Raw genomic sequence first — 26,075 nt, 5'->3', positions numbered from 1 at the left:
GATCGCCATCAGTTCCGCAACGCCCGCGCCAGCACCTTCGCCACATGCACGGCCTGTGTTTGCGCGCCGTCCTGAATCTGATGCCGGCAACTCGTGCCGTCTGCAACGACGATCGCGCCTTCGGCCCGCGCCCGTACCGCCGGAAGGAGCGAAAGCTCGGCCATCGCCTGCGACGCGTCGTAATGCTCGGCCTCGTAGCCGAAGCTGCCGGCCATCCCGCAGCACGACGATTCGACCGGCGACACCGTCAGCCCCGGAATCCAGCGCAGCACGGTCTGCACCGGCGTGAACGCGCCGAATGCCTTCTGATGGCAGTGGCCGTGTACGAGTGCTTCCTTCGCATCGATTTCGTGTAGCGGCAGCGACAACCGGCCTGCCTGCTGCTCGCGCACGAGAAACTCCTCGAACAGGAACGCGTGGCTCGCGAGCCGCGCGGCTTCGTCGCCATAACCGTAGGCCAGAAATTCGTCGCGCATCGACAGCAGGCACGAAGGCTCCAGCCCGACGATCGCGACGCCGCGTTCCAGGTAAGGCCGCAACGTATCGAGCGTGCGTTTCGCCTCGGCCTTCGCTTCGTCGACGAGCCCGGCCGCGAGGAACGTGCGGCCGCAGCACAGTGGCCGCTCGCCTTCGCGCACGTTGAAATGCACGGTATAGCCGGCCGCTTCGAGTACGGCCTGCGCGGCTCGGGCGTTGTCCGGTTCCTGGTAGTTGCTGAACGTATCGACGAAGAGCAGTACTTCGCGGGTGGTCGAGTCGGTTTTAGACGACGCCGACATATCCGCACTGACGTTCGCCAGAAACGGCCGCGCAAACGCAGGCAGTGCACGCTGCGGCGCGAGGCCGATCCGTCGCTTCATCCATGACGCAACAACCGGCACGCCATTGGCGAACGCGATTGCACCACGCATCCGTGCTGCCCACGGCGCATAACGCGGCAGGTACGCAACGAGCCGTTCACGCAGCGTCGTGCCGTGCTTGCGGTTCCACGCGTGCCGCGCCTCGATCTTGAAGCGCGCCATATCGACCCCGGTGGGGCAATCGCGCTTGCACCCCTTGCACGACACGCACAGGTCGAGCGCGGCCTTCACGTCGTCGCCGGCGAGGCCATCGGCGCCGAGCTGGCCCGTCACCGCGAGCCGCAGCGTGTTCGCACGGCCGCGCGTCACGTGCTGCTCGTCGCGCGTCACGCGGTAGCTCGGGCACATCGTGCCCGCGTCGAACTTGCGGCAGTGCCCGTTGTTGTTGCACATCTCGACGGCCGACGCGAGCCCGTGCGTGATGTCGGCACCGGTGCCGGGCGCGGTTTCGTCGCCGGTCAGAGGATTGCGCGTGACGTTCCACGCCGACCAGTCAAGCGCGGGCCGCAGCGGCAGCGCCGCATAGCCGGGCGCGAAACGGAAACGCTCGCGCGCATCCATCTTCGGCGGATTGACGATCTTGTCCGGATTGAAGCGGTTGTCGGGATCGAACAGCGCCTTGATTTCCGCGAACGCCGCATTCAGGCGCGGGCCGTACTGCCACGCGACCCATTCGCCGCGGCACAGCCCGTCGCCGTGCTCGCCCGAATACGCGCCCTTGTACTCGCGCACGAGCGCCGCCGCCTCTTCGGCGATCTCGCGCATGCGCGTCGCGCCGTCGCGCCGCATGTCGAGGATCGGCCGCACGTGCAGCGTGCCGACGCTCGCGTGTGCGTACCACGTGCCTTCGGTTTCATGCTTGTGGAACACGTCGGTCAGGCGGCGCGTGTATTCGGCGAGGTGTTCGAGCGGCACCGCGCAATCCTCGATGAACGACACCGGCTTGCCGTCGCCCTTCATGCTCATCATGATGTTCAGCCCGGCCTTGCGCACGTCCCACAGCGCTTTCTGCGCACCGGCGTCGGTCATCTTCACGACGCTGTCGGGCAGCCCGAGATCGGCCATCAGTTCGGCGAGCCGGTCGAGCTGCGCGAGTTGCGCGTCGCGCGATTCGCCCGCGAACTCGACGAGCAGGATCGCCTGCGGCTGCCCGGCCAGCGCCTGTTCGATCACCGGGCGGAACGCCGGGTTCTCCATCGACAGGTCGATCATCGTGCGATCGACGAGTTCGACCGCTACCGGCTTCAGCTTCACGATGTGCTGCGCGGTGTCCATCGCCTGGTAGAAGGTCGGGAAGTTCACGACGCCGAGCGCCTTGTGCGCGGGCAGCGGCGCGAGCTTCAGCGTGATCTGCCGGCTGTATGCGAGTGTGCCTTCCGAGCCGACGAGCAGGTGGGCGAGATTCGCGTGACCGTCTTCGGTGTACGCGCGCGGGTTCTGGCAGTCGAACAGGTCGAGGTTGTAGCCGGCCACGCGGCGCAGCACCTTCGGCACGCGCTCGACGAGTTCGTCGCGCTCGCGCTTCGCGATGCGTTCGACGCCGTGCAGCAGGTCGAGCGTGCGGCGGTCGGTCACGGGCTGCGCGAGCGAGCCGAACCGGCATGCGCTGCCGTCGGCGAGGATCGCGTCGATCGCGAGCACGTTGTGCACCATGTTGCCGTACTCGATCGAGCGCGATCCGCACGAGTTGTTGCCGGCCATCCCGCCGATCGTGCATTGCGCGGCCGTCGACACGTCGACCGGAAACCACAGCCCGTGCGGCTTCAGCCACGCGTTCAGGTGATCGAGCACGATGCCGGGCTCGACGGTGACGGTGCGCGCGTGCGCATCGAATTCGACGATCCGGTTCAGCCATTTACTGTTGTCGACGACGAGCGCCTCGCCGACCGTCTGCCCGCACTGGCTCGTGCCGGCGCCGCGCGCGAGCACGGGGATCTTGCGGTCGCGCGCGATGTCGAGCGCGATCCGCAGGTCGTCCTGGTCGCGCGGCACGACCACGCCGAGCGGCATGATCTGGTAGATCGACGCGTCGGTCGCATAGCGGCCGCGGCTTGCGCGGTCGGCGTAGACGTCGCCACGCATTTCCCTGCGCAGCCGCTCGAACAGCGGCGACAGCGCGGCACCTTGCGACGGCATGAGATGAACGGGGCGAACCAGCGAAGGCGAGACGGCGGATGTCATGGCGGCGGTCGGTATCGGGTGAGAGCGGATCGGGCGGGGATCAGGCGAGGGTCACGCTGACGGGCGGCAACCCGGGAATGCGGCCGACGGCCGTGCCCGCGGCCTGAGGGAAAAACATCCCCGTGTACGAGCCGGTCGTGACGACGGTGCCGGCCGGCAGCGCGATGCCGCGCCGCGACGCGTGATTCACGAGCCACGGCAGCAGGCGGCGCGGGTCGCCGGCCGGGTTCGTGCCCGATGCGGTGCCGGCGATGTCGTGCCCGTCGAACGAGAACGCGGGAGCCGGCGCGAGGAACGGGAAATCGTCGCGATAGCCGGTCATCTCGCCGAGCACGAGCGCGCCGTGGTTCTGCAGGTCGGCGAGCTGCGCGACGGGGGCGACGTCCGGCCATTCGCGGAAGCGGCTCGCGACGATCTCGATCGATGCGCCCATCTGCGCGATGCCGTCGAACACTTCATCGTCGGTATACACGTCAGCACGCGGCGCGAAGTCGCGGCCAAAGCGGAACGCGATCTCCAGTTCGAGGCCGAGCGGCCGGAACGCGCCGCGCGGCAGCGTCACGCCGCTCGCATGGCGGCAGTCGTCCGGCAGCGGCGCGCCCTGGATCGGGCCGTCGGGCTGCTTCGCGCCGACTTTCCACGCACCGATCGCGGTGCTGCGCTCGGCGAGCACTTGCGCCTGCACCGCATAGGCGGCATCGGCATTGGCGGGGACGAGTTGCGAAGGCAGCGCGGCGAACGCGATGCCGTGTTGCCAGCCGGCGGCGAGCCGGACGGCGAGGTCGTGGGTAGCTTGGGTCATCGTTGCAGTCAAAAGAGGCGGGCGCCGCCGGCGGCAGCGCCCCGTTGGCATCAGGCCGGCGAGCGATTGGCGGCCGGTTGTTCGGCGGGGGCATCGGCGAAGCGGCTGTCCGGTTGCATGCGGAACGCGAGCAGCACGCCCACGCCCATCAGCACCATGCTGCCGATGAACGGCAGCTCCCAGCTGCCGAAGCGGTCGATCACGAAGCCGGAGATCACCGGCGACAGGATCGCGGCGAGCGCGGAGCCGGAATTCATCATCCCGCTCGCGGTGCCCGAGTATTCCGGCGCGATATCCATCGGCACGGCCCACATCGGGCCGATCGTCATTTCGGCGAAGAAGAAGCCGGCCGCGAGGCACGCCATCGACACGTACAGCTGATGCGTGAAGAGCAGCGGCAACAGCGACAGCAGCGTGAGCAGCATGCAGATCGACACCATCCAGCTGCGCGCACGCTTGAGGCTGCCGGTGCGCGCGTAGATGCGGTCGGTGACGATGCCGCCGAGCGTGTCGCCGATCACGCCCGCGAAGAACACCGCGGACGCGAACACGGCCGATTTCTTCAGGTCGAGGTCGTAGCTGTGCAGGAAGTACTGCGGAATCCAGCTCAGGAACAGCCACAGCGTCCAGCCGTAGCAGAAGTACACGATCGTGACGGGCATCATCCGGCGGAACAGCGGGCCCCACGGCACGTTCGCGGGCTTCTGCTTCTGCTTCGGCGGCGGCAGCGCATCGAGTTCGGCCTGCGTGATGCGCGGGTGATCCTTCGGATGTTCGGTATAGACGAGTGCCCACACCACGACCCACACGATGCTGATCACGCCGCAGATGTAGAACGATTCGCGCCACCCGTACACGGCCATCACCGCGACGACGGCGGCCGGCGCGACCGCGTTGCCGACGCGCGAGAACGCATGCGTGATGCCCTGTGCGAAGCCGCGCTTCTCGCGCGGCACCCAGCGCGACATCGCCGACGTGGCCGCCGGGAACGTCGCGCCTTCGCCGAGCCCAAGCAGGAGGCGCGCGGCGAGCAGCGACGCGAGGCCGCCGGCCATCCCGGTGAGCAGCGTCGCGATGGCCCACAGCAGCCCGCAGGCGAGCAGCGTGCGGCGCGCGCCGAAGCGGTCGCTGACCCAGCCGCCGATGATCTGGAACACGAGGTACGGATACGCGAACGCGGAGAACACGAGGCCGATCTCCGTCTTGTTCAGCCCGAATTCCCGGCCGAACCCGGCGGCAGCCGTGCTCACGTTCACGCGATCGAGGTACGTGATGAAGTACATCACGCATAGCATCACCAGCACGATGCCGGTCGCCCGGAACAGCTTCATGTTGTGTCTCCTTGATGTTGTCTGGCTTGCCGCTGCAACCGCGCCGGCTCTGGGGCCGGCTTCGTGCCGATGCAGCGCGGCCGCGCGTCGTGCGGGCCGCAAAAGGGAGCGAGCGGGGTGCCTGCGGCGGGCCGCAGGCACACGCGGTCAGGCCGCCGCGCGTAGCGCGGGCGTGTGCGTGTTGGTTGCCAGATAGTCCATCGCCGCGACGATGCCGCTCGCGGCAACCGGCACGCCGGCGAGCTTCAGCCCCATCTCGCAGCCGGCGAGCGTGGCCATCAGCGTGAGGTCGTTGCAGTCGCCGAGATGGCCGATGCGGAACATCCTGCCGCGCATCTTGCCGAGTGCCTGCCCGAGCGACATGTCGAAGCGTTCGTAGATCAGCTTGCGCACGGCGTCCGCGTCGACGCCGTCGGGCATCATCACGCCGGTCAGCACGGGGCTGTAGACGGCCGGGTCCGCGCACTGGATTTCGAGGCCCCATGCGCGCACCGCGCGGCGCGTCGCTTCCGCGAGCCGCTGGTGGCGCGCGAACACGTTGTCGAGCCCTTCGCCGAGGATCATGTCGAGCGCTTCGGCCAGCCCGTACAGCAGGTTGGTGTTTGGCGTGTACGGCCAGTAGCCGTTCCTGTTCGCTTCGATGATCTCGTGCCAGCCCCAGAACGCACGCGGCAGCGTCGCGTGCTCGCTCGCGGCGAGCGCCTTCGGCGACACCGCGTTGAAGCTGATGCCCGGCGGCAGCATCAACCCCTTCTGCGAGCCCGACACCGTCACGTCGACCCCCCATTCGTCATGGCGGTAATCGGCGGACGCGAGCCCCGAGATCGTGTCGACCATCAGCAGCGCCGGGTGGCCGGCCGCGTCGATTGCACGACGCACGGCCGCGATGTCGGACGTGACGCCGGTGGACGTTTCGTTGTGCACCACGCACACGGCCTTGATCACGTGCGCGGTGTCGGCGCGCAGGCGCGCTTCGATCATGTCGGGCTGCACGCCGCGGCGCCAGCCTTCGATGCCCGGCAGCCCGAGGAATTCGGGCTTCAGGCCGAGCGCTTCGGCCATCTTCTTCCACAGCGTCGCGAAGTGGCCGGTCTCGTACATCAGCACGGTGTCGCCGGCGCTCAGCGTGTTGGTCAGCGCGGCTTCCCATGCGCCGGTACCCGACGCCGGATAGATGATCACCGGCTGCGTGGTCTTGAAGATCTTCTTGATGCCGGCCAGCACCTCGAGGCCGAGCGCGCCGAATTCGGGGCCACGGTGGTCGATGGTCGGATAGCTCATCGCCCTCAGGATCCGGTCGGGCACCGGGCTCGGCCCCGGAATCTGCAGGAAATGGCGGCCGGACGGGTGGAAGTCGAGTTGCAGCATGGTCGTTCTGTCTCCTTGGTTGCATTTTGAATTTTGCATGCAAAATACTTTAGCAGAGCCGTCGTGGCAAAACCAAGCGCTGATTTCGCCGAAAATGCCGGTGTTTACCCGGAATTGGCGGGGAGATATTCGGGTCGGGCGAGTTGCAGTAGAATCGCGGGAAGCAAGAAGGAAGGATTTTGCATGCAAGATTTGAATGATCTGGAGCAGGGCGGCGGCGCGCCGGTACTGCCGAAACTGGAGCGGCAGCGGCTGCACGACACGGTCGTCGAGCACCTGCGCAAATTCATCGTCGAAGGTGTGCTCACGCCGGGCATGCGGCTGAACGAGCGCGAGCTGTGCGAGACGCTCGGCATCTCGCGCACGCCGCTGCGCGAGGCGTTCAAGGTGCTGGCGGCCGAGGGGCTGCTGGTGCTGTCGCCGAATCGCGGCGCGAGCGTGTACCGGATGAGCGAATCGGAGATCCGCGAGACCTTCGAGCTGATGTCGGGGCTGGAGGCGTTTTCAGGTGAACTGGCGTGCGAGCGCATCACGCCCGCGGAGCTCGCGGAGATCAAGGCGCTGCATTACTCGATGCTCGCGTGCCGGATGCAGAACGACCTGCCCGGCTACTACAGCCGCAACCAGGAAATCCACGACCGCATCAACGAGGCCGCGCGCAATTCGGCGCTGCGCGCCACGTACCAGTCGATCAACCGCCGGATCATGTCGATGCGGTTCCGCTCGAACCAGCACGTCGAGAAGTGGGATCGCGCGGTGCACGATCACGAGGAGATGATCAAGGCGCTGGAGGCGCGCGACGGCAAGGCGCTCGCGGCGATCCTGCGGCGGCATCTTCTGGAAAAGCGCGACGCGGTGTTGCTGCTGCACGCGGAAGTGGACGCGTAGTCACACGCCGCGTGCGCACCGTCATGGCGCGTTGATGGCGCATGTTCAGAACGCCGTGCGCAGGCCGAGCCCGGCCGAATCGCCATTGCCATTGCCGTAGCCGCTTGCGCGGTCGCGCATGTAGGCCACGTAGACGTCGGTCCGTTTCGACAGCCGGTAGTCGTAGCCGAGCGCCCAGGTCGTTCGTGAAGGGCGATCGCGGCCGTGGCTTTTCGCGGCCATCACCGATGCGAGCACCGTGCCGAAGCCGAGCGGCACCGCCGCACCCACTTGCCCGCTATGCGGGCCGAGCCTGCCGCCGTCGATCGCGTCGTGCACGTACTGGTAGAACGCGGTGAACTTCACGAACTTCAGGTCGTAGCCGACGCCGGCCAGCACGGTGTCCTGCTGCGTGAAGCCGGCGATGGATGCGTTCAGGTCGCCGGGCATCCGGTCGAATTTCGCCTGCTGGAACGCGAGCGTCGCGCTGAACGCGCGGTGCCCGTCATAGGTGACGCTGCCACCCCACTGGTTCGCGCCGGCGTGGCCCGGCTCGTTGCCGGTCGCATAGATCAGGCTCGCCTGCAGCGCGTGCTCGCCGGGTGTCGAATACAACACCGAATTGCTCCAGCTGTTGTCGCCGATGAGGCCTTGCCCCGCTACGCCCTTGTACATCTGGTTCAGCGCCGGCGAAAAGCCGAACGACGTCGAGAACGGGTTGAAGCGCACGGCGGAGATGTAATACGGCGTCGTGTTGCGTCCTGCGCGCAGCACGCCGTACGGCGTCGCGACGCCGACATATGCGTTGCGTCCGAAGAACGTATCGCCGCTGAAGCGGCCGGCGCCGCCGTTCGACGGGCGCATGAATGCTTCGAGCGCGAACTGCAGCGCGTAGCCGCCGCCGAGATCCTCGCGGCCGCCGATGCCCCAGAAGCTCGTCGTGAAGCCGCCCGAATTCATCGCGTACGCGCGCGGCTTGCCGAGACTCTTTTGCGTGCCGACGTAGACGTCGGCCAGCCCGTACAGCGACACGGAGGACTGGGCCGCTGCGTCGTCGGCAATCGTGCAGGCGATCAGCGATGCGCCGACGGCCGACAGCAGCCGGCGGTTGACCGCCGGTGTGAACCGGTGGCGTCGCCTGTTTTTTCTTCGGTTCGAATGAGTAGGCATGCTGATCAAATGGTCTGAAGGAAGCGAATGGAAAGCGGCCGCGCACAAATGCTTCGCGGCGTTTGCCGAACGACTGACGGCAGGCGCCACGCCTGACCGTCAGCCATCGCGAACGTCAGAACGCGTGGCGGATACCCGCGCGGCCCACCGCCTGCTTCTGGTTGCCCGACGGATTGAAACCCGCGATCTGCGCGACCGGTGCGTCACCGGCCGCCTTCTGGAATGCTCCCATCACGTAGACGCTCGTGCGCTTGGACAGCGCGTATTCGACGCTCAGGTTGAACTGGTGATACTTCGGCTCCGCGTTCGTCGCGTGGTCGCGGCCCGTCGTGTACGTATAGCCGGCGCCCACCGTCACGGCCGGCGTCGGCGTGACCAGTGTCGACAGCTCGTAGTTCTGGAACGTCGCGTCGTGCCCCGCGCTGCCCTGCTGGAAGTTCGTGTTCGTGAAGTCGGCCAGCACCTTGAGCCACTGCACGACCTGGTACGACGCGCCCACGCCGAACACCTTCTGCGCGCGCGCCGCATCGAGGTAGTTGCCGTAGATCGCGTTCGTGAAGCCCGGATAGTTCTGGTAGCCCTGCGTCGACACGCCCGGGTTGTTGATTCGCAGATAGCCGATGCCGAAGCCGACCGGGCCCGCCGCGTAGCTCGCACCGACGCTGAACGTCGCGTTGTCCGAGAAGCGGCCCGGTTGCCCGCCGAATGCATAGAGGCCGCCGAACGTGATGCCCGCGATCGTCGGGCTGCGGTACTTCACCGCGTTCGAGATCGGGAAGCCGTTGTCGGTGTTGTCCATGTCGTTCGGGTGCGCGAAGTAATAGCCGCCGATGTTGCCGTTCAGCGTGAACGGCTCGACGTAGTCGACGATCGAATCCCACTGGCGGCCGAGCGTGAGCGTGCCGAGCTTCGTATCGTTCAGGCCGACGTACGCGTTGCGCGAGAACGCGAGCCCGCTGCCGAGGCGGCCGGAGTTGAGGTCGAAGCCGCTTTCGAGGCGGAAGATCGCGCTCAGGCCGCCGCCGAGATCCTCGGTGCCGCGCACGCCCCAGCGGCTGCCGGCCGTTACGCCTGACGCGAGCTGCACGAGGTGCTTGCCCTGCACGTTCGACACGTAGTCGACGCCGTCTTCGACGATGCCGTACAGCGTGACGCTGCTTTGCGCGTGGGCGGTGGCGGCCGCGGCGAGCGGCAGCGCGAACAGGAGTTTTTTCATGATGGTGTTCCGGTGCGGGGTGGTTGAAAGGCGGCGAGCGGTGGTGCGATGCGGTTGCGTGAAAACGTCCGGACGTGCGTGTCCGCCGTCGCGATCGAACGACGATCGCGGCGGCGGGTGCGGCGGCGGGTGCGGCAGCTAACGGGTGTAACGAAGGAAGGGCGGTGCGCCGCTCAGTCGCGATACGCACGCAGCAGCGTATCGGCGGCGCGGAAGTCGGGCGTGAGCGGGCGGTCGCGCTGGAGGAACGCGACCTTCGCGCGCAGTGCGCGGTACAGCGGCTGCGTGGCCGGCGCGAGCGTGAACGACGGCTGCTTGCGCTGACGCAGGTCGATCGCCTGCGCCGCCTCGATCAGTTCGAGGCCGAGCAGCGTGTAGCTCGCGTCGATCTGCTTCTGCACGCGCTGCACGACATCGGGCGCGTTCGTCGCGACGTCCTCGATGCCGCCGGCGACCGGCAGGTAGTCGAGCGACACGGGCATCGCGAGCGACTTCACCGTCATCGCGAGCGCGGTCGGCGGCTTCTCCATCGCGCCGAACGCGTGCACGGTGTCCTCGGTGCCGAGGAAGCGCGAGAGGCCGGTGAGGTGCGGGTCGTTCAGCTTGACGATGCGCTGCGCGGAGGCCAGCGCGTTGTGGCCGAGCGCGAGCCCGAGCTGTTCGAACGCGAGCACCCACGGCAACGGCTCGAAGTTCGCGCTCGGCAGCACCGCGCCACCGCCGTCGACATAGCCGGCCGCATCCTGCGCGCGGTTCGACTTCGGCGTGACGCCGACCGCGACGCCCGGGTTGTCGTCGCTCGAATTCAGCTGCACCTGCAGCAGCGCGCGCGCTTCGTCGTAGGTGCGATCCTCTTCGCCGAGCAGGTAGACGCCGGAACGGAAGCTGAGCGGATCCTGCAGCGGCCGGTCCGGATCGCGATTCCACAGGCTGCTGCCCGCGAGCAGCGTGCGCAGTGCAGCGCCCGCGCGCAGCGTCGCCGGGAACGGCCGCAGCGCGAGCGTGTCCTCGCGGAACGGCGACACGTTGCCGTTCAGCCCCTGCAGGCTCAGCGCGAACACGACCTTCGACACCTGCGCGAGACGCGCCATGTCGGTGAGCGCCAGCGCGCCCATGCCGGCCGAGTACGCGTTGGAACTGAGGATCGCGAGCGCGTCCTTGCCGTACGGGCGGATCGCCGTGATGCCGGCCGACTTCAGCGCATCGGCGGCCGCGACCTTGCGGCCCTGGTAGTACACGTCGCCTTCGCCGAGCATCGCGAGGCCGACGTGGCTGAGGATCGTGATGTCGGCTTCGCCGATCGAGCCATCCGCCGGCATCGCGGGCGTGACGCCGCGATTGAGGAACTGCGCGTACGCATCGACGATCGCGGGCTGCACGCCGGCGCCGCCGTCGAGCATCGCGTTCAGGCGCGCGGCCATCGCGGCGCGGGCCACGCGCACGCTCATGTCGGGACCGACGCTGCCCGAGTGCGCGTGGATCAGCCCGATGTTGAAGCGCGTCGACGCATCGATGACCTCCTGGCTCAGCTTGCCGTGCGCATCGACCATCTCGCGGTCTTTATTGAGGCCGACGCCGACCGTCAGCCCGTAGATCTGCTGGCCCGCCGCGGCGGCCTTCAGCAGCACGTCGTGCGCGGCGACGACCCGCTGGCGGGCGGCCGGCGCGATCGACACGGCTTCGCCGTCGGCGATGCGTGCGATCGATTCGGGCGTGACGGACCGGCCGTCGAGCGTGACGTCCGCGAAGGCCGGGACGGCGGCGAAAAGCGCGAGCGCGATCGCGCTCCGCATGAGGAAGCGTTGCATGAAGCGTTTCTCCGATTTCAGGCGTGACGTGACGTGGAAGACAGCGCGGCGATCGACGCGAGCGCGATGACGCTCGCGACCATCACATACCAGGCGGGCGCGAACGGATTGCCGGACCGTTGCGTGAGCCACGCGAGGATCGCGGGTGCGAAGCCGCCGAAGATCGTCGTGGCGATGTTGTAGGACAGCGACATGCCGGTCGCGCGCACCTTGGTCGGGAACAGCTCCGACAGCGCGGCGGGCGCGACGCCCGTGAAGATCGCGACCATCACGCAGAACGTGCTCTGCACGATGATCAGCGCGGCGAGCGTGTGCACGTCGGCGAGCCAGTGCAGCAGCGGATACACCGATACGAGCATCAGCACGGCGCCGGCCGTCAGCACCTTGCGCCGGCCGAAGCGGTCGGACCAGCTCCCGGCGCACACGCAGGTGACGGCCATCAGGCAGTTGCCGACCAGCGACGCGACGAACGCGTCGCGCCCGTCGAAATGCAGCGCGCGCTGCACGTGCGTCGGCATGTAGATCACCAGCGCATACACGCACACCGCCCACAACACCGAGAACCCGGTGCCGACCACGAGCGCGCGCGGATAGTCGCGCACGACCTGCAGCAGCGGCGCCTTGCGTTCGGCCGGTGCATGCGCGGCACGCGCCATCTCCGCGCGAAAATGCGGGGTTTCGTCGAGCGTCTTGCGCAGCCACAGGCCGACCGGCGCGATCGCGAGGCCGAGGATGAACGGGATCCGCCAGCCCCAGTCGCCGATCTGTTCGCGCGACAGCGTGAGCGTCACGCCGGTCGCGACCAGCGCGCCGAGGATGTTCGACGCGGCCATGCTCGCCTGCAGCCACGACGCGTAGCGGCCCTTCTTGTCCGCCGGCGCATGCTCGATCAGGAACGCCGCCGCGCCGCCCACTTCGCCGCCGGCCGAGAAGCCCTGCAGCAGGCGGCCGCACAGGATCAGCAGCGGCGCGCCGACGCCGATCGCCGTGTACGGCGGCGCGAACGCGATGATGCCGGTGCCGGCCGCCATTACGAGGATGGTCAGCGTCAGCGCGGCCTTGCGCCCCGCGCGATCGCCGTACACGCCGATCGCGAGCGCGCCGAGCGGCCGCGCGATGAAGCCGATCCCGAACGCCATGAACGCCTCGACCAGCTCGGTGCCCGTGTCGCCGCGATGGAAGAAGTTCTGCGCGATATACACGGCAAAGAACGCGTAGACGGAAAAGTCGTACCACTCCAGCGCGTTGCCGATCGACGCCGCGGCGATCGCGCGCCCGGCACTCGAGGTAGGGGGCGACACGGCGTCGGCCGTGTCGAGGGGAACCGCGGTTTGCTTCACTTCGATCTCCTGTCCTGTCGTCGTGCGAGCCGGCCGTTACAGCCGGATATGCGGAATCTGCTTGCGCTGCGCTTCGTCGAGCGCTTCTTCGTAACCGGCGTCCGCGTAGCGGATCACGCCGAGCGCGGTGTCGTTGGTCATCGACAGCGTCAGCCGCTCGTTTGCGGCTGCGCTGCCGTCGGCGACGACGGTGACGCCCGCGCTCGTCATGTAGCCGCTGTAGCCGCCGCCGCCCGAATGAATCGCGACGAGATCGGCCATCGACGAACAGCTCATCATCGCGTTCAGCAGCGGCCAGTCGGCCACCGCGTCGGAGCCGTCGCGCAGGTTCTCGGTCATGATGTTCGGGTGTGCCATCGCGCCGGCGTCGAGGTGGTCGCGCGTGAACGCGACCGGCCCGGCCAGCACGCCGTCGCGCACCATCGCGTTGACCGCCAGCGCGAGCCGCGTGCGCTCGCCGTGGCCGAGCCACGCGATGCGTGCCGGCAGCCCTTCGAACGGCACGCATTCGCGTGCCTTGCGGATCCAGTTCGTGACGATCCGGTTGTCCGGGAAGTGTTCGAGCAGGTAGTCGTCGATGACGCGGATGTCGTTCGGGTCGTTCGACAGCGCGATCCAGCGGAACGGGCCGATCGCGCGGCAGAACAGCGGGCGCAGGAACGCTTCGGTGAACACCGGGATCTCGAACGCGCGTGCAACGCCGCCGTCTTTCGCATGCGTGCGGATCAGGTTGCCGTTGTCGAACACGATCGCGCCGCGATCCTTGAAGCCGAGCATTGCTTCGACGTGCCGCACGATCGACGCGCGGCTCGCGTCCATCAGCTTCGTGCGGTCGCTGTCGCGCAGCGCACGCACTTCGTCGAGCGTGTAGCCCGACGGCACGTAGCCGTACACGAGATCGTGCGCGGCCGTCTGGTCGGTGACGATGTCGGGGACGACGCCGCGCGCGAGGATCGCCGGGAACACGTCGGCCGCGTTGCCGAGCAGGCCGACCGAGATCGGTTCGCGCCGGGCCTGCGCGTCGCGGATCAGCGCGAGCGCCTCGTCGAGATCGCGCGCCTGCCGCTCGAGGAAGCCGATCTGCAGCCGCTTGTCGATGCGTGTCTGATCGATCTCGACGACGAGCGTCGCCGCGTTCGCCATCCGGCCCGCGAGCGGCTGCGCGCCGCCCATCCCGCCGAGGCCGGCCGTCAGGATGAAGCGCCCGCGCAGGTCGTTGTCGAAATGGCGCTCGGCGATCCGCGAGAAGATCTCGTAGGTGCCCTGGATCACGCCCTGCGAGCCGATGTACTGCCAGTCGCCGGCCGTGAGGCCGCCCCAGCAGATCAGGTTGCGCCGTTCCAGTTCGTAGAAGTGCTCGGCTTTCGCCCACTGGCCGATCAGGTTGCAGTTCGCCATCACGACGAGCGGCGCGCTCGCATGCGTGCGCAGCAGCGCGACGGGCTTGCCGGACTGCACGACGAGCGTCTCGTTCTCGTCCATCGTCTTCAGCGCGTGCACGATCGCGTCGTGCGACGGCCAGTCGCGCGCCGCGCGGCCGAGCGCCGCGTAGACGATCAGCTGGTCGGGATCCTCGCCGACGGCGAGCACGTTCTCGAGCAGGCGCAGCAGCGCTTCCTGGCGCCAGCCCTTGCAGCGCAGCGTGGTGCCCGAGGTCACTTCGAAGGTGCGGTTCGTCATCGTGCCCTCCGGTCAGCGCGCGAGTGCATAGTCAGCGATCGAGATGCCAAGCGCGGCTTCGACCGGCGGATACACCGCGGGATCGAACACCGACGACGACAGCGGAATGTGCGCCTTCGCCACCCGCAGCACGTGGATCTCCATCCCTTCCTTCAACTGGCCCGCGCTGACGGGGCGGCCTTCGGCATCGAGCGTCGTGATCACGTCGGGGTAGGTCGCGATCCGGTCGCCGTGCGCATCGTCCACCGCCATGTGTTCGTTCATCACATGAATGACCGCGCGCTGTGCGCCGCTGCCGAGGTAGACGAGGCCGACGTCGAATGCTTCGCGTGTGTATTCGAGCGTATTGCGCTCGACCTTGCCGCTCGCGATGATCTCGCCGTGCGTGGCCGCGCAGATCGCGTCGATCACCGCGCTGCCGCCGCGCCGCTCGGCGTCGATGATCGCTTCGCCGAGCGCGAGCGCGCGGCTGATGCCGCCGAGCGCCGCATGCTGGCGCACGTACGATGCGCGAATCGGATTGCGGCAGCTCGCGATGAAGCCGCCGGCCATGTCGGCCGCCTTGCGCAGCACCGGCGACACTTTCGCGGTCGCGCCGCGCACGACCACTTCCATGTACGCATGGTGTTCGCGGTTGCCGCCGGCCGCCGCCTGGATCATCGGCGCCGTGCTCGACGCGAGGCCGAGCGAGCCCATGTCGCCGGTCGGATGCGCGCGAATGTCGCCCACCGCGTCGACCACCTTGGTGCCGAGCAGCGCGGACGGCAGCCACGCGTTCAGCGTGCTCGACATCCCGTTCTGCCCGATGATGAGCCCCGCGAGCGGCGCGCCGAGCGCGTCCTGCACGAGCTGTGCGGCCTTCACGTAATCGGCGCCGAGCATCTGCCAGTCGGTGAGGCCGCCCGGTGCGCCGATCGCGGCGGCCGTGGCGATCCACGCGTCGTCCGGCAACTCGTCGATGCTCACCAGTTCGGGGCGGCCGATCGTGACCGCGAGCGTGCCGAGTTCACGGCCGTGGTCGGCCCAGCCGCCGCCGCCGCATGCGAAAACCGAACCGCCCTTGACGGCGGCTTCGACGTCCTTCGAAGACAGAATGCGTCCCATGTGTCGTTTGTCCTGAGAGGGAAAAAGGGCTGTACGCGCCGGCCGGAAAGCCTTGTGTGGCGGTACTGTCCAAACGATTCTAGGGACGCCGAATATTGAGCGTTATTGCTATTTTATGGAGACTTCATAACGCGATGTTAAGCGTAGGGTAATCCCGGTGACGCTTGAGCAGCGGATGGCGAGCGGGGTGATCCGTCGCCGTCTGTACGACGATGAAACGCAGGCTGGACAACGGTTTCAGCCTGTTCGGGCAACGAAATTCACGCGGAGGCGGAGAGCGCGTGCAGCGTGTCGATGAACTCGTGCGCGAGGCGCGACAGCGGTGCGAGCACGGGGTGCAGCACGCTGACCGGCGCGGCGATGGTCGGCACGATCGGCTTCACGACGATCTGCGGCCACACCGGGCCCGCGACCGTCAGCTCGTCGATCAGCGCGATGCCGGTGCCGGCCTGCGCGAGCGCGCACGCGACGTGCGCCTGCTGCACCTCGATCTTGACCTGCGGCACGAGCCCTTCGTCGCTGAACAGCCGCCGCACCAGTTGCCCGAGCGGGATGTCGCTGCCATAGCCGATCAGCGGCTGGTCCGCGAGATCGCGCACGGCCAGCGTCTTGCGGCGCGCGAACGGGTGCGATGCGGGCACGGCCGCGACCATCCGGTTTTCATAGAGGCGCTGGCTTTCGACGTTCGGGTGCGTGTCCTGCAGGAACGCGATGCCGAGCTCGACCTGCTGCGTGAGCACCGCCTGCAGCAGCACGCTCGGGATCATCGTGTGCAGGATGATCCGCACGTCGGGAAAGCGTTCGTAGAACGCGGCGATCGCGCGCGGCAGCAGCGATTGCCCGAGATTGGGGCTGCACGCGATGCGCAGGTGGCCCATCCGGTTCTCGATCAGGTCTTCCGCGATTTCGTTGACGCGCTGCACGCCCTGGTACACCGCATTCACTTCGACGAACAGCCGCTGCGCTTCCGGCGTCGGGTAGAGCCGCCCCTTGATGCGCTCGAACAGCGCGAGGCCGAGCCGCTGCTCGGCATACGAAATGAGCCGCGAGACGGCCGGCTGCGATACGTGCAGCAGCTTCGCGGCGCCGCTGATCGAGCCGGTCAGCATGATGGCGCGAAACACCTCGATCTGGCGCAAGTTCAGACGCACAGCCTTAACTCCATGTTATGTGGGGGTGATAAATCGGCATGAGACATTCTGGCAGAGCGCTGCCTAAACTGCTCGTGATCAAAAAAGCAGGAGGCGCAGATGAGCGAATTCGAACAGGTGGTGCGCGGCCGGTTGGTCGATGCGCGCGAGGTGGTCGACGACGGCTGGCTCGCGATCAGGAACGGGCGGATTGCCGCGCGGGGCACGGGCGCGCCGCCGGCGGCGCGCGACACGATCGATGCGCGCGGGCAGTGGGTGCTGCCGGGCGTCGTCGACGGGCAGGTGCATGCGGCCAGCCAGGCGAACCAGGAGGGGCTCGGTCACGCGTCGCGTGCGGCTGCTGCCGGGGGCGTGACGGTGATGGTCGACATGCCGTACGACGATCCGGAGCCGGTCGCGTCGCGTGCGCAGCTCGATCGCAAGATCGCGGAAGCCGAGCGCGATTGCCACGTCGACGTCGCGCTGTACGGCACGCTCAACGCGAAGCACGGCCTCGAAGCGGCGGCCGGTCTGATCGACGGCGGCGTGTGCGCGTTCAAGTTCTCGACGTTCGAGGCGACGCCCGGCCGGTTCCCGCGCGTCGAGGAGGACGTGCTGTACGACGCGTTCCGGCTGATCGCGCCGTCGGGCCTCGCGTGCGGCGTGCACAACCAGATGCAGGACATGACGCGCAAGAACATCGCGCGGATGATCGAGGCCGGCGACACGGGCTGGGACGCCTTCCTGCGCGCGCATCCGCCGCTGATCGAAAACCTCGCGACTGCGCTGATCTACGAGATCGGCGCGGAGACGGGCGCCCGCGCGCACGCGGTGCACGTGTCGACGTCGCGGGGCTTCGAGTTGTGCAACATGTTCCGGCAGGCCGGCCATCGCGCAAGCATCGAAACCTGCGTGCAGTACCTGATGCTCGACCACGAAACGCACACGAAGCGCTTCGGCGCGAAAACCAAGCACTACCCGCCGATTCGGCCGCGCGCGGAGCAGGAACTGCTGTGGACGCACATCGCGCGCGGCGAATGCACGTTCGTGTCGTCGGATCACGTGAGCTGGGGGCTCGAACGCAAGGGCGACCCGAACGTGTTCCGCAACGCGTCGGGTGGCCCGGGGCTCGAAACGCTGCTGCCAGCGTTCTGGACCGGCTGCGAACAGCATGGCATCGCGCCGACGCGGGTGGCCGAACTGCTCGCGACGAACCCGGCGCGGCATTTCCTGCTCGACGACCGCAAAGGGTCGCTCGATATCGGCGCCGATGCGGATTTCGTGATCCTCACGCCGGAGCGTTACGCATTCGATCCGTCGCGCAGCCTGTCGGCCGTGCAGTGGAGCGCGTTCGAAGGGATGGAATTCACGGTGCGGATTGCCGCTACCTACTGCCGCGGTGCGCTCGTGTACGACGGCGAGCGCATCGTCAATCCGGCAGGCTCGGGCCGCTTCCTGAAGCCGCACGGCAGCCGGTCGATCGCCACCGAACAGGAGCACGCATGAATCCGACGCCTTTCCCGCCGCTGAACGCCGAACGCCTGAATGCGCGCGTCGAGCAACTGGCGCGCTTTACGCGGCCCGACGTCCCGTGGACGCGCCGCGCGTTCTCGCCGCTCTTCACCGAAGCGCGCGCATGGCTCGCCGCGCAGTTCGCCGAAGCCGGGCTCGCCGTATCGATGGACGCGGGCGGCAACCTGATCGGCCGCCGCGAAGGCAGCGGCCGTTGCACGAAACCGCTCGTCACGGGGTCGCATTGCGACACGGTGGTCGGCGGCGGCCGCTTCGACGGGATCATCGGCGTGCTCGCGGGCATCGAGGTCGCGCATACGCTGAACGAGCAGGGGATCGTGCTCGACCATCCGTTCGAGGTGATCGACTTCCTGTCCGAAGAACCGAGCGACTACGGCATCTCGTGCGTCGGCAGCCGTGCGCTGTCGGGCGTGCTCGACGCCGGCATGCTGCGTGCGACGAATGCCGAAGGCGAAACGCTCGCCGAAGCGCTGCGCCGCATCGGCGGCAATCCGGATGCGCTGCGCGAACCGCTGCGCGCGCCGGGCAGCACGGCCGCGTTCGTCGAACTGCATATCGAACAGGGCCCGGTACTCGAGACGCGCGGCCTGCCGATCGGCGTCGTGACCAACATCGTCGGCATCCGGCGTGTGCTGATCACCGTGACCGGGCAGCCCGACCATGCGGGCACGACGCCGATGGACATCCGTCGCGACGCGCTCGTCGGCGCCGCGCACCTGATCGAGGCCGCGCATGCGCGTGCGTCGGCGCTGTCGGGCAATCCGCACTACGTCGTCGCGACGATCGGACGGATCGCGATGACGCCGAACGTGCCGAACGCGGTGCCGGGGCAGGTCGAGCTGATGCTCGAAGTGCGCAGCGACAGCGACGCGGTGCTCGACGCTTTCCCCGAGGCGCTGCTGGCCGGCGCGGCCGCGCGGCTCGATGCGTTGCGGTTGAGCGCGCGCGCGGAGCACGTGAGCCGCGCACGGCCGACCGATTGCCAGCCGCTCGTGATGGACGCGGTCGAACAGGCGGCCACGCAGCTCGGCTATCCGAGCATGCGGCTGCCGAGCGGCGCGGGGCACGATGCCGTGTACGTCGCGCCGACCGGGCCGATCGGGATGATCTTCATACCGTGCCTGGGCGGCCGCAGCCATTGCCCGGAAGAATGGATCGAGCCGCAGCAGCTGCTCGACGGCACGCGCGTGCTGTATCAAACGCTCGTCGGGCTCGATCGTTCGCTCGCGGGCGCGGCGTAACGTAATGGCAGGCGCCCGGCGACGCAATTACGCCGGCCGCTGCCCTTCACGCGGCCCGTGCCCGGTCCACCGCTTGAACGCGCGCCGGAAGTTGTGTGCGTCGCTGAACCCGACTTCGTGCGCGACGTCCTCGATCGACAGCCGCGGGTTGCTCAGCAGCGTGAACGCGCGCTTGCGGCGGATCGTGTCGATCACCGTCTGATACGACACGCCTTGATCGGCCAGCCGTCGCCGCAGCGTGCGCTCGCTCATGCACAGCTGCGCGGCGATCTCGGCGAGCGATGGCGCATGGCGCAGGTCTCGCCGCATGATCCGTTCGATCGACTCAAGAAACTCGGTGCCTTCGGGTTCAGGCGGCAGCGCGTCCTGCAGGAATTCGAGCGCCTGCCGATGCGCGAGCGGATCGTGGGTCGCGATCGGGCGGTTGCCGAGCGCGGCGTCGCATGAGAACAGGTTCTGCTCCTGTTCGAACCGCACCGGGCACGGAAACACGCGCGCGTATTGCTCCGCGTAGGGCGGCGGCGGGTAGCTGAGATCGACGACCTTCGGCTGGAACGCGGGGCCGACGAGCGAGCGCCCGATCTTCATGAAGCTGCCGAACGCTTCCTCGACGAGGAACGCCTCGATGTCGGGTTCGAGGAAGACGTTGGTCGCGCGGATCGACAGCGTGCGTGCATCCGACGTCACGTCGAAGCGCAACAGCGGCCCCGTATGGCGCTGCAGTTCCATCCCGACCGAGATCGCGTCCTTCAGCGTCGGGCTCGTCAGCATCGCATAGCCGACCAGCCCGATCGACGCGATCGTCTCGCTCGTGCCGAGTTCGAGGCCGAGCGCCCGCCCCGGCGCCATCTCGAGCGCGCGGCGGATCATCGTGCTCGCCTGGCGCAACGAAATCCGGCACGACGGATTCGACAGGTCCGCGACGTCGAAGCCGAGCCCGAGGCACAGCCGCGCGGGGTCGATGCCCAGCTCCTTGCTTGTCTCCGCGAGGCACCGCAACAGATGGACCGGCAGATTCGCCGTCGTATAACGGTCGGTATCGTCCATGGATGCTCCGTATTTTTTTCCATGGATTGTACTCGTCCCGCCCGGCCGGAAACCCGGTGCCGCCCCGGCCACGATTGCCCACATCCTGCGCGGCCCCGCTTCAGAAGTAGTGGCGCAGGCCGACCGTCGCGCCGAGCTGCGTGGTGCTCGTGCTCGGCGCCTGCCCGTTGATGCCGACCAGCTGCGCGCCGATCAGGCCGCCGCGATAGATCGCGTAGTCGACTTCCGCGTAGAGCATGCTGCGCTTCGACAGGCTGTAGCCGGCGATCACCTGGAACTGGCGCGCGCGGCCGTCGAAGTCGGGCGTGTAGCCCGACTGCGTGGTCCACCATGCGTTGACGGCGGCCGTGAACGCCGGCGTGAACCTGTAGGTCAGCCCCGCGAGCGCCATCTTGCGGCGCCGGAACCCGCCGGGCACCGACGGATCGACCACCTGCGCGGGCGAGATGATGCCGAGCGCGGCGAGATCGGTCGAACTGAACGGGCCGTTCGTGAACGACGTGAAGTCGTTGTCGCGCGCGTTCTCGATATAGCCGGCGTTGACGGTCGCGTTGCCGAGCGTCACCGAGCCGCCGCCGCCATAGATGTCGAATTTCGCGTGCGTGACGTCGTCCCAGCTGCGCATGAACGACGCGCCGACCGTGAACGGCCCCTTGTCCGGCGCATACGCGACCGCCGCGCCGGCCTGGCTGCCGAGCGCGCCGCCGCCCGCATGGCCGCCGGGCGCGTACTGTGCGAGCAGGTACAGGCTGCCGATTTGCGCGCAGTACTGGATCATGTTGCTGGTGCGCGAGCCGGCGAGCATCGTCTGCTCCGGCTTGAACAGGTTGAAGTACGGATCCTGCGGGCCGGCCCACAGGTTCGAGCCGTAGGTCAGCGACACCATTTCGAACGGCACGTTGTACTGGCGGCCGAGCGCGAGCTGGCCGAGCGACGTCGACGTCAGCCCCACGTACGCGACCTGGAAGAAGTTCGGCGAGCCGGCCGGCACGATCGCGCCGCTGTTCGGGCCGAAGTGGCTTTCGACGTTGAACTGCGCGGACAGCCCGCCGCCGAGATCCTCCTGCCCCTTGAGGCCCCAGTAGCTTTCCGTCAGGCCGCCGCCGTCAGCCATCGAGATCTTGCGGCCGGTCGACACCGGCGAGCCGTCGGCGCCGTAGGACACGCCGTGCGTTTCGTAGCGGATGCCCGCATCGATCACGCCGTACAGCGTCACGTTGCTTTGCGCGTGCGCGCCGGTCACTGCCAGGGCCATCATCGCGCAGCACGCGGCGCGAACGGTATCGTGACGATTCATTCTTATGGACTCCGCATCGACATGGGGGGCGGCTCGTACCGCCGGAAACGAATGTAGAAAGCCAAATTTGCGCGGGCCAAGGCCGCGGCGGCCATTCTCGCGGTGCGTCGCGGCCACGGCATGGCGCACTGCGGTCAGGGCGACGCGCTGGCCACCGCACCGGGCGCCGCGCGGCGCAGCGCGAGCCGCACGAACGGGGCGGCGGCCAGCACGGCCACGCACAGCACGTGGGCGACGCGCATGCCGCCGAAACGGCCGAGCAGTGCGCCCGACAGCGCGGTGCCGATGCCGGCCGCGAAGAACGTGACGACCAGCGTGCGCGCGACCAGCGAGCCGTCCGGGTCGACGTCGGACAGCATGCCGGTGAGGAACGGCACGATCACGAAGAACGCGCTGTTCAGCACGAACTGGCTCAGGAAGTACGCGCTGCCGCTGCGCGCGCTGAAGAACCATTCGATCGACGCGATCATCGCGAGCTGCGCGGCCCAGATCAGCGCGAGGCGGTGCGGGTGGCTGGCCGGATGCGACGGAATCGCCGCGCCGACGAAGCCGAGCAGCGACGACACCGACAGCAGTACGCCGATCGTCGTGGGCGACAGCCCGGCACGCTCGCCGACGAAGCCGGCGATCGCCCATTGCGACGCCTGCACGCCGTAGACGAGCGCGGTCACGACCCAGATCGCGATCACCGGCCGCCACGGCAGCGTGCCGGCACGCACGTGGGTTTGCGCGGGCGCGCTCGCGAACGCGTCGATGCCGCGGATCGCGGGCGCCAGCACGGCGACGACGGCCGCCAGCAGCGCGAACACCCAGCGGCCGAGCCAGGCGGCCGGCAATGCGGAGATCAGCACGAGGATGCCGCCGTTGATGATGCCCGCGAGCAGGTTGATTTGCCCCCACAGGCGGTCGGTCGATGCGCGCTGCGACACGCCGGACGCGACGACGACGAACAGCATCCCTTCGAACAGCCCCGTCATCCCGCGCGCGACCGCCGCGGACACGATCCCGGGCGCGACCGCGCTGAGCGCCTGGCCGGCGATCGTGCCGACCAGGCCGGCCAGCGTGAACGGCCGCGCGGCGCGTGCGATCCGGTGCGACAGCAGTGCGCAACTGATCGCGATGCCGAGGATCTCGGCGCTGACGAGCGCGGTCGCGGTGCCTTCGTCGAGTCGAAAGCGTGTCATCACGGCCGCGACGAGGAACGGCGACAGGATCAGGCCGTTGGTGGCCGCCGCGAACGCGAGCGCGAGGCGGACGACGGCACCGGTCGACGGATCGGGGCGCGACTGTGCGGCGGCATGCAGGGTGGCTGTGCTCATGAGGCCTCCTGGTTGGATCGCGGCCGATCTTGTGCGATGCCGGCCGTTTCGTGCATCGGGTGTGTCCCTCGTCGGGCTGGCGCGGCGCGGGCGGCTGCGCTTGCGCCTGCGTGTTGCGGCAGGCCGAACAGCGTGCGCAGGTACGGCGTCAGGAAGCGGCCATGCGGGTCCATCCGTTCACGCAACGCGAGGAAATCGTCCCAGTGCGGGTAGCACGCCGCCAGTTCGGCGGCCTTCATCGCATGCACCTTGCCCCAGTGCGGCCGCCCGCCGTGATTGCGGCAGATCGCCTGCACGCCCGAGAAGTACGCGTCGAACGGCATCCCGCGATACTGGTGCACCGAGATGCGCACGCTGTCGCGCCCGTAGTCGGGGCTCAGCCAGATGTCGTCGCCGCGCACCCAGCGGTATTCGATCGGGAACATCAGCGGGAAGCTGCGGCGCGCGATGAATGCGCGGATTTCGCGCAGCGCGTCGGCGCCGCGTTCGGCCGGCACCGACCATTCCATTTCGTTGAAGCGCACGCGGCGCACCGTCGACAGCATCGCGTAGCTCGCATCGACGTGCCGGCCGGCCGACACCGTCGATGCGCACAGCCGGCTCAGCGCCGGGCACAGCGACGGCATGTGCTTGCCGAGCCCGCACAGCGCGCCGAACACCGTGTTCTCGAGGAACGACTCGGATGCACGGCTCGCCCAGTGCACCGAGTCGGCCGGCTCGTCGGTCATGTCCCACGCCTTGGTCAGCACGGCGTCCGTATGCGGGAACCAGTAGAACTCGAACGAGCGATGCTTCGCGATCAGCGCGTCTGCTTGCGCGAGGCAGTCGTCGAGCTGCATGCCGCCGCGCTCGAGGCGCAGCTTGAACGCGGGCACGAGGCGCAGGCCGATCTCGGTCAGCACGCCGAGTGCGCCGAGCCCGATCCGGCCGCCCGCGAACAAATCGGGATGCGTGTCGGCGCTCGCGCGGATCTCGCTGCCGTCCGCGCACATGAAGGTCAGGCTGTCGATCTGCGTCGACAGGTTGCCGAGCGTGATGCCGGTGCCGTGCGTGCCGGTGCTGGTCGCACCGGCGATCGACTGCACGTTGATGTCGCCGAGGTTCTCCATCGCGAGGCCGTGCGCGGCGAGTGCCGGGCCGAGCGCCCACAGCCGCGTGCCGGCATGCACGCGCGCGACGCGCCGGTCGCGGTCGACATCGATCACGCCCTGCATCGCGTCGAGCGACAGGATCACGTCGTCGGTCTGCACGAGCGGCGAGAACGAGTGACCGGCGCCGGCCGCGCGCACGGTGGCGCCGGCTGCCGCCGCGTCGCGCAGCACGGCCGCGAGCCCGGCGTGCGACGCAGGCGTCGACACGATTGCATCAGGACTGCAGACATATCCCGACCAGTTGCGCCACATGGCATTGTCTCCGTGGTTGTCGTTTGAATGAGTTGAATGGGGTGACCGGTTTGAACGACGGGCGGCGCGGCCCGCTAGAAAAAGCTCTTGCCTTCGCCGCGATAGGTGGGCGCTTCGCCGACCACGCGGCCGCCGCGGATCAGCAGCAGCGTGTTGAAGCGTTCGCACAGCTCGCCGGCCTTCGCGTGGCGGAACAGGATCGGGTCGCCGATCGCCGGTGCGATGCCGTGAGGCACGCGCAGGGGCGTCTGTACCTCGCCTGCGCCTTCGTTGTCGATCAGCGTGCAGCCGGCCGGCAGCCACGGCCGGGGCAGACGGCTCTTGCCGGCCGGGCCCGACGCGATATAGCCGCCGCCCGAGCAGGTCACGATGCCCGGCTGCGGAATCCGCACGACCGGCAGTGCGAAGCCGGCGGCCGGCTGCGCATGAAACGCCGCGTAGTGATCGAACAGCGCGGGCGCGTAGAGGCCGGAGCCGGCCGCGAGCTCGGTGACCGACGTATCGCCGAGCGTGCTTTCGATACTGCCGGTGCCGCCTCCGTTCACGAAGCGCAACCGATGGCCCGCCGCCGCGAGCGCCTGCACGGCCGCCTGGCGGCGCGCGTTGATCTCGCGCGCCGAGCGGCGCTTCAGGTGACGCACCAGCGCGTTGCGCGCGCCGTTGCCCGGCTCCGTGTCCGCCACGCCGGCGATCTGTCCTTCGTAGCCCATCAACCCGTCGAGCCGCACGTGCTGCCGCTCGTCGATGCGGCTCGCGAGCGCGAGTACGCCGGCTACGTCGCGCACCGGCGAGCGGTACATGCCGAAGTACAGGCCCGGATACGCGGACGACATGTCGAGATCGATCGCGAGCGGGATCGTCACCCGTTCCTCGTGTGCGACGCGGTCGATCGCGTCGACCTGCGCGGCGTCGTCGACCATCAGCGTGATCGAGCGACCCCGCCTGAGTTGCGCGGCCATCGCGCGCAGGTCGTCGGGCTCGACGGTCGGATACGCGACGACGATGTCGTCGAACCCGCCGTCCGCGAGCCACGCGGCTTCCGCGGCCGAGTAGCACAGCAGCCCCTGCATGAACGGGCCGGCGGCAAGCACTGCGCCGATCAGTTCGCGCGAGCGCACCGACTTCGTCGCGAGCCGGATCGGCAGGCCGCGTGCGCGGCGCTTCAGGTCGGCGAGGTTCGCGTCGAGGCAGTCGAGGTCGACGAAGGCGGCGGGTAGCCGGCGGCCGGCGAGCGCGTCGCGATAGGTCGGATAGTCGTGGACGGCGGCGGGTGCGCGAAGGGGAAGGTCTGCACGGCTCATGGAACGGGCTCGGCTGGGTGGGGTGTGCGTCGCGCCGACCGTTCGGCGCGTGTCGGAAACCAGCATAGGGCTGGCCA

General features: G+C 68.6%; 19 protein-coding genes. 3 read left to right on the top strand and 16 right to left on the bottom strand.

Annotated elements, in window-relative coordinates; translation table 11 throughout:
* Positions 1-8: 8 nt before the first annotated feature.
* The 4 genes from BCO18175_RS35830 to BCO18175_RS35815 form a co-directional block, all read right to left on the bottom strand.
* Positions 9-3,041, bottom strand: coding sequence for an FAD-binding and (Fe-S)-binding domain-containing protein (locus BCO18175_RS35830; RefSeq protein ID WP_174988019.1), 3,033 nt, complete (start codon positions 3,039-3,041; stop codon positions 9-11).
* Positions 3,042-3,081: 40 nt separating this feature from the next.
* The gene (locus BCO18175_RS35825; protein WP_174988016.1) at positions 3,082-3,843 is read right to left on the bottom strand and encodes a 2-keto-4-pentenoate hydratase; all 762 of its coding nucleotides are present in this window, start codon (positions 3,841-3,843) and stop codon (positions 3,082-3,084) included.
* Between the two features lie 50 nt (positions 3,844-3,893).
* Positions 3,894-5,174 (bottom strand): MFS transporter, encoded by a 1,281-nt coding sequence (locus tag BCO18175_RS35820; protein ID WP_174988013.1) that lies wholly within the window; start codon positions 5,172-5,174, stop codon positions 3,894-3,896.
* A gap of 147 nt (positions 5,175-5,321) precedes the next feature.
* On the bottom strand, positions 5,322-6,542 hold the full coding sequence (locus BCO18175_RS35815) for a pyridoxal-phosphate-dependent aminotransferase family protein (protein ID WP_174988010.1): 1,221 nt from the start codon (positions 6,540-6,542) through the stop codon (positions 5,322-5,324).
* A gap of 183 nt (positions 6,543-6,725) precedes the next feature.
* On the opposite strand from BCO18175_RS35815, the gene BCO18175_RS35810 reads away from it, so the two are divergent.
* Complete coding sequence (locus BCO18175_RS35810; RefSeq protein WP_174914479.1) at positions 6,726-7,430, top strand: GntR family transcriptional regulator; 705 nt, start codon at positions 6,726-6,728, stop codon at positions 7,428-7,430.
* A 45-nt stretch (positions 7,431-7,475) separates the two neighbouring features.
* On the opposite strand, the gene BCO18175_RS35805 is transcribed toward BCO18175_RS35810, so the two are convergent.
* The 7 genes from BCO18175_RS35805 to BCO18175_RS35775 all read right to left on the bottom strand — a co-directional run bounded on the left by BCO18175_RS35805 (position 7,476) and on the right by BCO18175_RS35775 (position 16,878).
* On the bottom strand, positions 7,476-8,579 hold the full coding sequence (locus tag BCO18175_RS35805; protein WP_174988007.1) for a porin: 1,104 nt from the start codon (positions 8,577-8,579) through the stop codon (positions 7,476-7,478).
* Between the two features lie 115 nt (positions 8,580-8,694).
* Positions 8,695-9,795 carry a porin gene (locus BCO18175_RS35800; RefSeq protein WP_174914475.1) on the bottom strand — a complete coding sequence of 367 codons (1,101 nt, stop codon included), beginning with the start codon at positions 9,793-9,795 and terminating at the stop codon, positions 8,695-8,697.
* Positions 9,796-9,968: 173 nt separating this feature from the next.
* Entirely contained in the window at positions 9,969-11,603 is a 1,635-nt protein-coding gene (locus BCO18175_RS35795; protein WP_174988004.1) for an HAL/PAL/TAL family ammonia-lyase, read from the bottom strand.
* A gap of 17 nt (positions 11,604-11,620) precedes the next feature.
* The gene (locus tag BCO18175_RS35790; RefSeq protein ID WP_174988001.1) at positions 11,621-12,943 is read right to left on the bottom strand and encodes an MFS transporter; all 1,323 of its coding nucleotides are present in this window, start codon (positions 12,941-12,943) and stop codon (positions 11,621-11,623) included.
* 36 nt (positions 12,944-12,979) lie between these two features.
* Complete coding sequence (locus tag BCO18175_RS35785) at positions 12,980-14,623, bottom strand: urocanate hydratase (protein WP_174987998.1); 1,644 nt, start codon at positions 14,621-14,623, stop codon at positions 12,980-12,982.
* A gap of 12 nt (positions 14,624-14,635) precedes the next feature.
* Positions 14,636-15,727 (bottom strand): DUF917 domain-containing protein, encoded by a 1,092-nt coding sequence (locus tag BCO18175_RS35780; protein ID WP_174987995.1) that lies wholly within the window; start codon positions 15,725-15,727, stop codon positions 14,636-14,638.
* A 260-nt stretch (positions 15,728-15,987) separates the two neighbouring features.
* The gene (locus BCO18175_RS35775; RefSeq protein ID WP_174967926.1) at positions 15,988-16,878 is read right to left on the bottom strand and encodes a LysR family transcriptional regulator; all 891 of its coding nucleotides are present in this window, start codon (positions 16,876-16,878) and stop codon (positions 15,988-15,990) included.
* Between the two features lie 99 nt (positions 16,879-16,977).
* Between BCO18175_RS35775 and BCO18175_RS35770 the strand changes: the two genes are divergently transcribed.
* Together BCO18175_RS35770 and BCO18175_RS35765 are read left to right on the top strand one after the other, a co-directional pair.
* Complete coding sequence (locus BCO18175_RS35770) at positions 16,978-18,363, top strand: dihydroorotase (RefSeq protein WP_174987991.1); 1,386 nt, start codon at positions 16,978-16,980, stop codon at positions 18,361-18,363.
* Positions 18,360-19,631: a Zn-dependent hydrolase gene (locus BCO18175_RS35765; RefSeq protein WP_174987988.1), complete on the top strand. Its 1,272-nt coding sequence runs from the start codon at positions 18,360-18,362 to the stop codon at positions 19,629-19,631. Before BCO18175_RS35770 ends, BCO18175_RS35765 begins: the two co-directional genes overlap by 4 nt.
* A 27-nt stretch (positions 19,632-19,658) precedes the next feature.
* On the opposite strand, the gene BCO18175_RS35760 is transcribed toward BCO18175_RS35765, so the two are convergent.
* The 5 genes from BCO18175_RS35760 to BCO18175_RS35740 all read right to left on the bottom strand — a co-directional run bounded on the left by BCO18175_RS35760 (position 19,659) and on the right by BCO18175_RS35740 (position 25,998).
* A complete protein-coding gene (locus BCO18175_RS35760; protein WP_174987985.1) occupies positions 19,659-20,678 on the bottom strand; it encodes an AraC family transcriptional regulator in 1,020 nt (339 codons plus the stop codon).
* A gap of 100 nt (positions 20,679-20,778) precedes the next feature.
* Positions 20,779-21,975: a porin gene (locus tag BCO18175_RS35755; protein ID WP_174987982.1), complete on the bottom strand. Its 1,197-nt coding sequence runs from the start codon at positions 21,973-21,975 to the stop codon at positions 20,779-20,781.
* Between the two features lie 134 nt (positions 21,976-22,109).
* The gene (locus BCO18175_RS35750) at positions 22,110-23,294 is read right to left on the bottom strand and encodes an MFS transporter (protein ID WP_174987979.1); all 1,185 of its coding nucleotides are present in this window, start codon (positions 23,292-23,294) and stop codon (positions 22,110-22,112) included.
* Positions 23,291-24,697 carry a D-arabinono-1,4-lactone oxidase gene (locus BCO18175_RS35745; protein WP_174987977.1) on the bottom strand — a complete coding sequence of 469 codons (1,407 nt, stop codon included), beginning with the start codon at positions 24,695-24,697 and terminating at the stop codon, positions 23,291-23,293. The genes BCO18175_RS35750 and BCO18175_RS35745 overlap by 4 nt, the downstream gene beginning before the upstream one ends.
* Before the next feature lie 74 nt (positions 24,698-24,771).
* Positions 24,772-25,998 (bottom strand): amino acid deaminase/aldolase, encoded by a 1,227-nt coding sequence (locus tag BCO18175_RS35740; RefSeq protein WP_174987974.1) that lies wholly within the window; start codon positions 25,996-25,998, stop codon positions 24,772-24,774.
* Positions 25,999-26,075: the final 77 nt, after the last annotated feature.

Source organism: Burkholderia lata, assembly GCF_902499335.1.
Lineage (GTDB): Bacteria > Pseudomonadota > Gammaproteobacteria > Burkholderiales > Burkholderiaceae > Burkholderia > Burkholderia lata_B.
The sequence above is the reverse complement of the archived record's forward strand: the minus strand, read 5'-3'. Positions and strand labels throughout refer to the sequence as shown.